Source organism: Thermogemmatispora sp. (genome assembly GCF_019683755.1).
Taxonomy (GTDB): domain Bacteria; phylum Chloroflexota; class Ktedonobacteria; order Ktedonobacterales; family Ktedonobacteraceae; genus Thermogemmatispora.
Genome location: NZ_JADGHT010000122.1, coordinates 1 through 12,313, shown reverse-complemented (window position 1 = coordinate 12,313; position 12,313 = coordinate 1). Strand labels below are relative to the sequence as shown.

Genomic DNA, 12,313 nt, shown 5'->3' with positions numbered 1-12,313 from the left:
GTGTGGCTTCGGGCATGCGCTCGACCTTCCAGAACTCGGCCACGGTCATGAGTATAGGCATCTTCTTTAGCGTGGTGACAATTGGTCTGGCCACGGCACTGCCCCCAGCTCTCTCCTCGGGCTTGACCGCTGCCGGAGTCCCTGCGGCTGTAGCGGAGAAAATTGCCCATCTGCCGCCTACCTCGGCCCTCTTTGCGGCCTTCCTGGGCTACAACCCAATGGCCACCTTGCTGCCCGCCTCGGTCTTGCAGCACATTGCACCGGCGCAGCGCGCTCATTTACTGGGAAAAATGTTCTTCCCCAATTTGATCGCCTCGCCATTCATGGTGGGCCTGCGCTCGGTCTTCTACCTCTCGCTAGTGCTCTGCCTGGTGGCCGCTCTGGCTTCGCTGCTGCGTGGCCGGCGCTACATCCATGATATTGAGGCTGGTAGTGCTCTCGCGAGCGAGGCCGTGCAGTCTGTTCCCCTGCCTGGCGAGAAAGGAATGAGGCAGTAAGAAGGCAGAGGCCAAGAAGCACAAAGTGTCAGTGCGAGACGAGGCAAGGTAACCATTGCCGCTCTCGTCTCGCACTCCTTTGTTCCGGTGCGGGATGGCGTGGCTCCCCTCCGATGTGAGTTGATCGGCCTCCATTCTCCGCAGCCCGCCAGCTCTCGTCGGCCTCTTTCTTCTCCTAGCAGGCCTTATCGCCCTCTCGCTGACGGCAGCGTGCAGTCCCTACCCTAATCCTCGTTCAAGCGCAGGGTCCGAGCCACAGTCAGGCGCGTCACCAGGCTCACTGTCATGGTCAGAGCCAGCAGGCAGATCATGACCAATCCTGCGAGCAGCACCAACAGGGCCGGTGGAAAAACAAGCTGGACGGCGGGGACGCGCTGCGAGACATAGAGCGCTGTACCGCCAAGATCGCTGCCGGGGCCGCCGCTGGGGGCCCCAGTGAAGATCAGCGCCGGCACCACTAGCCAGGCGAGCACAAGACCGAAGAACGTTCCCAAAACGATCGCTCCCACATAGATCAGGCCCTGTTCCCAGGCGAGCATAGCAGCCAACTGGCGCCGACTGCTGCCCAGGGCGCGCAGGAGAGCAAACTGCAGCAGACGACGACGTGTGCTCTGCCACGAAGCCAGCAGGTTCCCCACGAGAGCGAGCACGAGGGCAGCGATCACTCCACAGGTCAAGATCCCCAGAAGATCCAGATAGAGTGGCTCATAGCGCAACTCCTCTAGCAGCGTGCGCCGATCAAGGACCTGGGTCAGCTCTACATCGCTACTGGTCAGCAGGGAGCGGAGGCGCAACAGGGCAGAGGCAGACTCCGAAGTACGCAGCCACACGTAATTGAGCGGCAGCAGGTCGCTTCCGGCGGCCAGCGCCGGGCCTTCGAAGATGGTCGCATAGGTCTGGTAGTCGACCAAAACTCCACCGGCGGGCACCCCATTGGCGACGTTGCCCTGCGGGCTGGAGAGCACAGTGGGCATGGCCTGCACCTGACCAACGACGACAAAAGACGTCTCGATCGGCGGAGAGCTGGGTGTGGCTGTCACTGTGAGAACCAGTGTCGAGCCAGTAGAGAGATGCAGCGACTGAGCCGCGGCCTCATCGATGATAGCAGGTACCAGATGATGGGCCTCGCCCCAGCCACGGCGCGTCTGCAGAAGCGCCATCAACGTTGGGAGTGCAGGATCAGAGCCTTGTCGTGGCCAGAGAGCTGCCTGCGTGAACGTTGCACTATCGACGGCGCGCAGCGCGATAGGAAGCTGGAGCGTACCACCAGCACTGGCCGTCGTGGCGAAACCCAGCGAAGCCGCCAGCACCCCCGGCAAACGGCGATACTGGGCAGTCAGATCGCTGAGATCGTCAAGGCGTCCAGGGAAGGCCAGTGGTCCGCTGAAATCCGCCCCCACTGTATAGATCGAAACATCAATCGCACGCTGAGCCTGTGAGCTGAGAAAAACCAGGCTAAAGACAGCAAAAGCAGTCGCCAGGGCCAGCAGGAGAGTCATCCGGGCCGGCTGCTGCGGCGCGCGTGCCAGGTGAGCCACAGCCAGAAGGGGAGCGGCGCCGCGTCTCCTGGCGGCTAGCTTGCTTGCCAGCATCAGCAGCCGTGGCAGCAGGCGCAGAAATAGCAGAATAGCTGCCAGGAGCAAGCACACGGCTCCTAGCAGCGAGAGGGGGGAGAGGAGAAGCAGACGTAGACGCGCATCAAGCACATTGCTATTGACAAAATAGGCAGAAAGGCCGTAACCAGCCAGCATCAGGAGCAGGGCCACGATATCCAAATGGAGGCGGCGCCAAAGCGGACGCTGAGTAGTCCTGGCTATTTCACGGCGCAGACTGACGATATTCGAGCGCAGAGGACGCCACAAGGCTCCGAGCAAGGCAGCCAGTCCCGTCAAAGTGGTCATCACAGCTGGCCAGCCCAGAGAAGGCAGGAGCGCAGGCCAATCCTCGACCACGAGACTCGGGACACTCGGGCTAGTGGCCGGCAGCAGGCGAGCAGCAAGCAATTGTACCAGCAAGCCGGAACCGACAAGGCCCATCAACAAGGCGAGGATGCTCAACGCCAGTCCCTGCAAAGCAAACATGCCAAGGATCTGACTGCGGCTCAGGCCGCGGCTGCGCAGCACCGCAATCGCTTCGCTTTGGCGATCGACCAGCAATTCAGCAATCATACTCACAAAGAAGAGCAGCAGGGCCGTAATGAGTACCAACACAGCCATAAGCGGGATACGGACCAGTGCAAGGCGGCTCTGATATTGGGTGAGGATATCGGAAGGCAGAAAAGCTGTCGTGCCCATAACGAACGGCTCTTGGGTCAGCGCGTCCGGACTCTCTTCTGCGCTGCGGTTAGCCACATCGAGCTGCAAGCTATGGACGCCGGAAGTAATCGCCGAGAGCTGGTCGATCGTGATCTGGGCTGGCTGTAGCTCATAGAGCCAGCAAAGTACTGGTTGCATGGTGAGAGGGACAGGATTATTCTCGCCTTGCAATTGCTGATAGAATCTGTCGAGCACCGTAATCACGGTGGTCGTATCGGCCAAAGCCGTATAGTCGGCCCCCTCGCCGTTCAGGCCGATCCCCTGGTGATCAGCGCTCAGAAAAGCCTCCTGGTGCCAGAAAGGATCTTCATCCAGACTGAGGCCATGATACTGATTGGCAAAAATGCCGGTAACCTGAAGTGTAAGCGTGCGGACGCGGCGTAGCTCGAAAGGGACATTCCCAGGCAGTCCTGGAAAATTATAGACGAGCTGAATCGCCAGGCTTTCGCCGACATGAACCTGCCAGCGCTGGGCCTCTTGCTGACTGAGGGCAATAGCCAGGCTGGCGCCGGTGGCGGTCACCTGGCGCCGGGCCTGAGCCGGCGTCAGCGCTGGAGGCAGGTTCCCCTCCACCAGTGTCAGATGCTGAGCGGCCTGCTGTATTGGTTGCGTAACAAGGGCCAGATTATCGATAGCTGGACTCAGGCGCCGACCATCGCGCGCGATCACCTTTTGCCAGGGGATATCAAGCGAGAGATGCAAAGGCCCGACATAGGGACCAAGATACTGCTGAACCTCCTGGTCAATGGAGCGGGTGATGTTCGCCAGCAGAGCGGCGTTGATCTGCTGAGTGGTAGCCTGCACGATCACCGAGCGATTTTGCGGATTAGCCAGCAGCACTGTGCGCAGGCCCGCCGTCATAGCCACTGTTGAATAGAGCGGCCCAGCGGCCACGATCATCACAGCAGCCAACATGCCCAGCCAGGCAACGGCCAATAAGCCTCGGGTGCTGCGCGTCCGCCAGCGGGCCAGGCGCAAGATGGAAGAAAGAGGGCCTAGCCAGCCACGCCGGGGTGGTACGGGGGGCTGTGGCGAGGACCTCCACACAGGCGAATAGCGCTCAGGAGTGGCCATAGACTGCTACCTCCTCTACTCATGGCTGCCGACCAGCTAGCGCAAGGTGCCATCGGAGATTTCAAGCACGCGGTCGGCCAGGGTGACCGCCTCGGGATCATGAGTAGCCATAAGCAGACCAATACCGCGCTCATGGGCCACCTCGCGCAGCAACTGCATCATCGCCCGAGCTGTTGTCGTATCCAGATTGCCCGTCGGCTCATCTGCCACGAGCAAACGCGGCTCATGCACCAGAGCACGGGCCAGAGCCACTCGTTGCTGCTCGCCGCCGGACAGCTCAAGGCCGCGATGGTGCAAACGGTGAGCCAGACCGACACGTTCCAGGACCGCTTGCGCACGTTGGCGGCGCTCCCGCGGCTCCATATGTACCAGCCGCAGAGGCACCTCAACGTTCTCAAGGGCTGTCAAGGACGGAAAAAGATGAGCATTCTGGAAGACCATGCCGACGGCTTCACGCCTCAAGCGAGCGCGAGCCTGCTCTTTCAGGTGACGCAGGCGTTGCCCGAGCAGAATGACCTCTCCTTCCGTTGGATCATCGAGGCCAACCAGAATATTGAGCAGTGTCGTCTTACCGGAACCGGAGCGTCCGCGCAAGACCACAAACTCCCCAGCTTCGATGCGCAGCGTCACCCCGCGTAGCGCCTGAACCAGGCTGTTCCCGCTGCGAAACTCGCGGCGCAGGTTGTACGCCTCGACCACCGCTGACGCCGGCACCGAAGCCTGAAAAGCTCCCCCGTGCTCCAGTGGTTGCTGATCGAAACCCAACTGCTGTTCCATCAGCGCGCTTCCTCCCTTCACTCGGCGCTATGAGTTCTCGCTGTCGGTTCGCCGTTGAGCAAGCTGCCGACAGGCCAGAGTTCCACGTGGTCATTGGCAATGACCACCTCGGCGCGGCCATGAAAAGGAATGCGCTCCAGGGCCTCCTTAGGAAGCTGAAGCCGTCCCACGCGATCGATCAGCACTGACTCACGATGCGTTGCGCTGGGCAGAGCGATGACAGCGCTGGCGGTAGCCATGTGCGCAGGAACGCTTGAGAGAGGCGCCTCACGGCGTACCGTCTCCGTACTTGTACGGCCATCGCGAATAGCGATCACCCGGTCCACATTGGCGGCTAGCGTTGGATCGTGGGTGACCAGCACAATAGTTAAGCCCAGCTCCTGATTAAGGCGGCGCAGGAGCTGGAGAATCTCCGCAGCCGTCTGAGTATCCAGCTCGCCCGTCGGTTCGTCAGCGAGCAGCACCTGGGGCTGGTTGGCAAGAGCGACAGCGATCGCTACCCGTTGCTGCTCGCCGCCAGAGATCTGGGCCGGGAGGCGATGGGCGGCCTCCTCCAGGCCGATCAGGCGCAGCAATTCACGGGTCCGTCGCAGGCGCTCGCGGCGGGCCACCCCGCTTAAAAGCTGCGGCAACTCTATATTCTCCTGTAAGCTCAGCTCCGGCAGCAAATTGCGCCCGCTCTGTTGCCAGACATGGCCAACCACAAAGCGTCGGTAGAGCAGGCGCTGACGCTCATTCAGGCGAGCGAGGTCATAGCCGGCTACCCAACAACGTCCGGCGCTAGGGCTATCGAGTCCCCCCAAAATATTGAGTAAGGTGGTCTTGCCCGAGCCGGAGACCCCCACCAAGGCCAGCATCTCGCCGGGCTGAACCTCCAGATCTAGCCCCTGTAAAGCCACCACCTCCAGATCTGCCACCTTATAGATCTTCACCAGATTATCACAGATAATGACCGCTGATGTCGATGTCATAGAGACTCCTTTGTATTGCAACTCACCTCACCTAATCCTCGCTGACTCGCAGCACCTGGCTCAGTGCTGGGCGTAAGATGGTGCGCATCATCATTCCCAATGCGAGCAAGAAGAGTCCCAGCAAAAGAGCCGGAAGCACGGGGAGCCAGGCCGGTATGGCGAGTTGCACGGGCGGCATACTCTGCGCCACATAGAGTGCTCCAGGTGAAAGCGTTGTCAGAGCAGTGCTGCTGCTGGCTGTAAAAACCAGAGCAGGCACCGTCAGCCAGGAGAACAAGGCTCCGAGGCCGACGCCGAGAGTCAGAGCGAACACAAAGATCAAAAGCTGCTCCCAGGCCAGCGTCGCAGCCAGTTGGAGCGGGCTACCTCCCAGCGCCCGGAGAAGGGCGAAAGTCGTCAAGCGGCTGCGCACGTTCAGCCATGAAGCCATCAGGCTTCCAAAAAAAGCCAGTAACAGTGCGCTGGAGGCGCCAATCGTCAGCACGCCGACCAGATCCACATAGAGGGGAGCATGTAGCAGGCTAGAGAGCAACGCGCGGCGGTCAAGCAGCGGTGAAAGCGCCAGGGCCCCTTTGCTGAGCTGCTGGCGCAGCTCAGTGAGTTGCGGACCATCGTCCACAGTTCTCAGCCAGACATAATTGAGTGGGGCCACCTGGGTGACAAGCTCCGGCTGAAACTGCTGCTGCAGAACCGCAACCAGGGTGCGGTAATCGACCAAGACGCCGCCGGCAGGAAGGTCGGCATCGACCGAATCGCTCGGCGAGGACGCTGAGGTAATCGTCGGAATAGCCTCGACCGTTGCCACATCCATAAAGGCGAGCGAGACCCGACCGTCGTTGGTACTGAGCGTAAAGGTCTTATGCGGTGCAAGCTGAAGAGACCGGGCGGCATTGACATCAACAATGGCTGGCACCACACTGGTCCTCAGCGCGCTGGCGCGAGCTGCGACAAGCGCCTGCATCAGCGAAGAAAGGGACGTAGCGGAATCCGCTCGCCGCCACTGAGCCGTACGGGAGAACGTTCCGCTATCGACAGCCCGCAGTGCAATCGAAATATCCTGAGCGCTGCCACCAACAAGGGTGGTGGCCAGACCAGGCGAGGCAGAGAGCACGCCTGAAAGTCGCTGATAGGTAGCTGTCAGCTTCGCCAGGTCCTGGGGAGAATGAGGCTGCGAAAGCGCGCCGCTGATATCGGCACCCACCTGAAAAGCACTACTATCATCGCTGCGCTGGACCTGTGATGCCAGCAGCACCTGCGTGAACAGCAGACAGGCGGTGGCTAGAGCCAGTAACAGAGACATACGCAGCGACTGGCGGGGGGCGCGGGCCATCTGAGTTAAAGCCAGCAAGGGGGCCAGGCCCCGCTGACGCGCTGTCAGATGAGCGGCAACGTCAATGATGATAGGTAAAAGACGCATCAATAGTAATAGAAGAGAGACAGTCAAGAAGACCGCTCCCACCAGAGTGAGCGGCGCCAGGAGGATCAAGCGGGTGCGGGCATCGAGGACATCCGAACGCGTCAGGTAGAGCGCGACCCCATAGCCAGGCAGCATCAGAAGAGCAGCTACCATATCGAGCTGGAGACGCTGCCACAGCGGGGTCTGGCTTGCGCGGGCGGCCTCTCGTCGGAGAGTCAGTACATCAGAACGCGTAGCACCCGCGATCGTCAGCGCCATCGTCAGCAGGCCCACCAGCGATGCAACCAGGGCATAGCCACCGAGCGAAAGCAGGGTTTGCAACGGCTCAGACAGCAGCAGTTGCTGCGTGACCAGCTCACTACCGGGCAGGAGCACACGAGACAGACTGATCACCAGACCAAAGGCCAGCAGCGGACCCCCGATCAGAGCCAGCAGTGTCAGCAGCAAGGCTTGAACCAGAAACATGCCGGCTACCTGTAGCCGGCTGGCGCCGCGACTACGCAAGAGAGCGACTGCTTCCCGTTGGCGCTCGATCAGCAGATTGGTCATAACTCCTACAAAGAAGAGCACCAGTGAGAGGACCAGCGTCACTAGAGAAAAGAGAGGAATCGTGGCGATACTCACCTGATCAGAAAACTCGTACAGGGCATCGCTCGGTACAGAGACCTGCAGATTTTCTATCAACGGTGGCATATGCAGGGCGGAATTATTGAGAATGTCGCTTTCCACTCGACCGATGTTGGTAAAGAGCAGACCGAGATCGCTGATCTTGACCTTCTGGGGATCAAGGTGATAGAGCCAGGAAAGAGAAAAAGGCTCTTCCAAGGATAGGCCATGTATCTGTTGGCTGAAGCGATCAAAGAGGGAGAGCAGGCTTTCGGAGGTGGTGAGAAACGTCGATTGTAAACCCAGTTGTTGACCGCTACTCGCGCTGCGCGGGACCGCCGTGAAAGTTGCGCCCTGCCAGAACACCGGATCGGCCTCTGCGGAAAAAATCCCTGTCACTTGCAAAGTCACATTGCGCACAACTCGCTCAATGGGAATCTTAACGTAGGCAAACTGAGCGATAAAGGTCGAGCCAGGGCGAGCCTTCAGCAAGCTGGCCTCCTGCGAGGAGAGCGCAATTTCCAGAACACTGGCTGACGAAGAAGATAACTGGGCCTGGGGAAAGCGGCCCGCCAGCAAGGAAGCGTGGGCAGCCAGACTGGCAGCCGGCTTAGCTACAAGTTGCACTTCGCTGCCGCTCACGGCCTGAGTGTCTGGATCTACAAGCGGGACAAAAGGTGTCGTGATGGTGAGACTGGCCGTGCTCAGATAGCTCCCCAGTAAGCGTTGGAACTCCCGATCGAGCAGAGCAGAGGCATGGGCAAGGCCGGAGGCAGAGAGCTGTTCAGCGTTGCTCTGTACCAGAATATTGGCGCTCTGGGGATGGGAGCGGAAAGTATCTTGCAGACCGAGGGAGAGCGTCAGGGCCGAGTAGAGAGGCACCGTGCAAAGCAGTGTCACTGCCACCAGCAGGCCGAGCGCCGTAATCGCCAGCAAGCCCCAGCTACGGCGCAGGCGCCAGAAAGCTAGCCTGACGAAGGAGCGCGAAGCGGTTTCCCCTCTCTTACCACCGGCGGGAGCCGAACCCGTGGAATGCAGAGCGGGCAGAAAGCGAGCCATAGTCTTCTCTTCTCCGAGCGATGCTAGACAGCAGGCTATCCAGACGTGGCCGGTAGGGCGATCAGCGGCAGCCTCCTCATCCTTTGAGACGCTAGAGGGGTAGGAGAGCATGCGCGAGCATACAACAAGTATATGCGAGCGCTCTAACTGTCAAGGAAAGGATCGCATCGAGAAGTAGTCAGAGCTGTGAGATCGTCCAGGCGACATCAGAGCCACCCTGCTGTCTCTCTATAGAAGAGAACGAATAAAGAGGCCGAAAGTCGCTGGCACGTGATTGCAAGAGACAAGGACTGGAGGATCAGCCTTCTGACGCTGCCATCGAATAGAATAAGCAATTCTATGATATTATTTTAAATTCATAGAATATAAGCAGAGTAAAGATAATCTTGCGCACCTGCCTGTCCATAGCTTATCAGAAGGGTAGCAGCCTTGAATGACAGCAAGAGCGCTAAGAGAAGAGAGGTACAGCCTCCCTGCTCCGCTGGAGATGTACTTAAGGGCCGGCTGACCGCGTCACATCCTGCAGAGAGGTAGATGAATGTCAATGATCTATTCAAATTTTTTTGCCAAAGAATAAGCAACAGTTTGGTGAACCGCCTCGGCGCCACGAGCTGAGTCTTTTCCGTCCCCTTGCCTGGCTGATGGAGAAGGTGGGAGGCGAGTGCCGGGCTTGCGACTCTCTGGGTTGCTTTGTCCCGGTCAAGTTTGATAAACTAACGACCGGTAGGGGCATCAACGTTGCTGTGCGGACGCTCAAAGACGGATACGCACACGCTTGTATGCGCAGTGCCGGGTAGACCTGAGCGCCTCACTTGTCATCACCTATTGTGCTCGTTGGGTATATTTATCGGGCTATGTCACTGATTTTTCCGATCGCTGCTCGGGAACCGGTACAGGCATACAGCGGGAGGACAAAGCCGTTGCCAACGTGCCCTAAAAGGAGAACACTCTATGACAATGATGATGAGCCGGAAGGCCCTGGAAGAATATGGGCTGATGAACCTGGGCAAGATCCACTGGAATCTTGCCCCGGCCATCCTGGTTGAGCATGCTCTGGCGCGCGGTGAAGGCGTGCTGGCCTCCAACGGCGCGCTTGCCACCAAGACCGCCCCTCACACGGGGCGCTCTCCCAAAGATAAATACATTGTCTCGAACGAGGAGTCGGCTTCGCGCATCTGGTGGGGTGAGAATAACCACCCGATGACTCCGGAGCACTTCGAAATGGTCCGTCGCAGTCTAGCGGCTTATCTGCAAGGACGAGACGTCTATGTTCTGGATGCCGCTGCCGGGGCTGATCCGGCTTACCGTATACCGCTGCAGGTCATTACAGAGCTGGCCTGGCATAATCTCTTCGCGCGTCAGCTCTTCCTGCGAGTGAAGGATGAGGACCTGACCAGCGAACGCCCAGGCTTTACAATTCTCTGCGTGCCCAATTTCCACACTGATCCTCGCACTCACGGCACCCGCTCGGAGACGGCCATTATCATCGACTTCGAGGAGCGCCTGATCCTGATCGCCGGCACGCACTATGCTGGCGAGATGAAGAAGGCGGTGTTCACGGTGCTCAATTTCATGTTGCCGGCGCAGGGCGTTCTGCCGATGCACTGCTCGGCCAATGTGGGTGAGAAAGGCGACGTAGCGCTCTTCTTCGGCCTCTCAGGGACCGGTAAGACGAGCCTGTCAGCTGATCCAACGCGTCGCCTGATTGGTGATGATGAACATGGTTGGGGCGATACGGGCATCTTTAATTTCGAGGGCGGCTGCTACGCAAAATGCATCAATCTGTCGCGTGAACATGAGCCACAGATCTGGAACGCGATGCGCTTCGGCGCCATCTATGAGAATGTCGTCCTTGATGAGAAGACGCGTGAGCCACGCTATGAGGATGCCTCGATTACTGAGAATACGCGGGCGGCCTACCCCGTTGACTTTATCGACAATGTGGTGCTAGAGGGCCGCGCTGGTCATCCCCAGGCGATTATCTTTCTCTCGGCGGATTCGTTCGGCGTGCTTCCTCCGATCGCGCGTCTGACTACAGAGCAAGCGATGTACTATTTCCTCTCCGGCTACACCAGTAAGCTGGCGGGGACGGAGTCGGGAGTGACGACGCCACAGGCAACATTTAGCCCGTGCTTTGGGGCCCCTTTCCTGCCGTTACGCCCCGGCGAGTATGCCAACCTGCTGCGTGAGCGCATTGTTGCTCACAAGGTGCGCTGCTACCTGGTCAATACAGGCTGGACCGGTGGCCCCTACGGCGTAGGACGGCGCATCAATATCAACTATACGCGGGCGATGGTGCGTGCGGCAATTAGCGGCGAGCTGGAAGGCGTGGAAACGGTCACTGACCCGATCTTCGGATTGCATGTTCCTGTCGCCTGCCCTGGTGTGCCCGCTGAATTGCTCAACCCACGCGCTACCTGGCCTGATCCTGAAGCTTATGATCGCCAGGCGGCTGAATTGGCGGCGCGCTTTAAGGAAAATTTCAAGCAGTTTACGCTCCCTGGTGAGGAGGTGCGCGCTGCTGGGCCGCGCTAAGCTGGCGGGTGGCAGAGCGGGAACAGGGTCCTTGCTACGCCTTGCTTGAAAGCTGTCGTGAGGAGGGCCGCGCTATCGTGCCTCGTAGCGCGGCCTCTCTGTTGCTGTGAGAAAGACAAAGTGGCAGGGGCGCAACTGAAAGCCATGTTTGCTGGTTGGACCCAGGCCCATGCAAAGCGAAGATTGGCCCAGCAGGCTCCTTAGCCCTTGGCGTCCTGATCCCTACCTTTGCGTCTTTGCAACTCATGCACATAGGCGATGAAGCGCCGTCCACGTTCAAATTCGTTCTGAAACATGCCAAAACTGGTGAAGCCAGGTGAGAGTAGGACAATGTCGCCGGGGCGAGCCAGGGCCACGGCGGCATCGAGGGCTTGCTCAAAGCGATCGAAGACGCCCTGTACAGGATTGGGACGTCCCTGCCTGGAGGCCTCGGCCTGCAATGCCGGTAGCAGCTCCTCTGTACCAGTGCCCTGCAGCAGAAGCACAGCGCGGCAGCGAGCCACAATCTGCGCTGGCCAGTCTTCAAGCGGCAGATGTTTGCTATTGCCGCCGGCGATCAGGATGATGGGAGCGCTGAAGGCGGTGAGAGCCATGCGGCCCGCTACCGGGGTCGTGCTGGTAGTATCGTTGATATAGCGCACGCCATCGATAACGGCTACTTCCTGCAGGCGATGCTCGACCCCACGGAACTGGCGCACAGTGGTGGCGATGATGTCGTCGGGGATCTCCAGCAGGCGGGCAACAGTAGTAGCCAGCAGAACATTTTCCAGGTTGTGGCGCCCGGGCAGGGGGGTATCGCGGAAGGTGAAAGGTAGCAGTTCGTTAGAGCCGCGGGGAAAGCTAGCGCCGCGTTCCAGGCTGGCGAACCAGGTTCGGCCTGGGGCCTCCTCGCCGAAACGACGTGTCCAGGGATTATCGTAGTTGAAAACCGCCAGATCTTCAGGACGCTGATGGCGGAAAATGTTGGCTTTGGCCGCCCCATAGTCTTCCATGCTGGCGTAGGTGTCGAGATGGTCGGGATAAAGATTAGTCATCACGGCCACCGAGGGGCTGATGCGATGC

General features: G+C 59.5%; 6 protein-coding genes and 1 pseudogene. 2 read left to right on the top strand and 5 right to left on the bottom strand.

From position 1 onward, the window contains the following. Window positions 1-497, top strand: a pseudogene (locus IRZ24_RS09995) (MFS transporter); the annotation flags it as partial. Window positions 498-721: 224 nt separating this feature from the next. Here the strand turns inward: IRZ24_RS09995 and IRZ24_RS09990 are convergent. The 4 genes from IRZ24_RS09990 to IRZ24_RS09975 are packed head-to-tail and all read right to left on the bottom strand — an operon-like array spanning window position 722 to window position 8,716. Then, window positions 722-3,886, bottom strand: a complete 3,165-nt coding sequence (locus IRZ24_RS09990) for an ABC transporter permease (protein WP_297163347.1) — start codon at window positions 3,884-3,886, stop codon at window positions 722-724. A gap of 36 nt (window positions 3,887-3,922) precedes the next feature. Then, complete coding sequence (locus IRZ24_RS09985) at window positions 3,923-4,663, bottom strand: ABC transporter ATP-binding protein (protein ID WP_297163343.1); 741 nt, start codon at window positions 4,661-4,663, stop codon at window positions 3,923-3,925. 17 nt (window positions 4,664-4,680) lie between these two features. Then, window positions 4,681-5,634, bottom strand: a complete 954-nt coding sequence (locus IRZ24_RS09980) for an ABC transporter ATP-binding protein (RefSeq protein ID WP_297163339.1) — start codon at window positions 5,632-5,634, stop codon at window positions 4,681-4,683. A gap of 31 nt (window positions 5,635-5,665) precedes the next feature. Then, window positions 5,666-8,716 (bottom strand): FtsX-like permease family protein, encoded by a 3,051-nt coding sequence (locus IRZ24_RS09975; RefSeq protein ID WP_297163337.1) that lies wholly within the window; start codon window positions 8,714-8,716, stop codon window positions 5,666-5,668. Window positions 8,717-9,667: 951 nt separating this feature from the next. Between IRZ24_RS09975 and pckA the strand changes: the two genes are divergently transcribed. Further along, window positions 9,668-11,251: a phosphoenolpyruvate carboxykinase (ATP) gene (gene pckA / locus IRZ24_RS09970; RefSeq protein ID WP_297163334.1), complete on the top strand. Its 1,584-nt coding sequence runs from the start codon at window positions 9,668-9,670 to the stop codon at window positions 11,249-11,251. A gap of 200 nt (window positions 11,252-11,451) precedes the next feature. Here the strand turns inward: pckA and IRZ24_RS09965 are convergent. Next, a partial coding sequence (locus IRZ24_RS09965) for a Mur ligase family protein (RefSeq protein ID WP_297163330.1) occupies window positions 11,452-12,313 on the bottom strand: 862 nt, incomplete at its 5' end.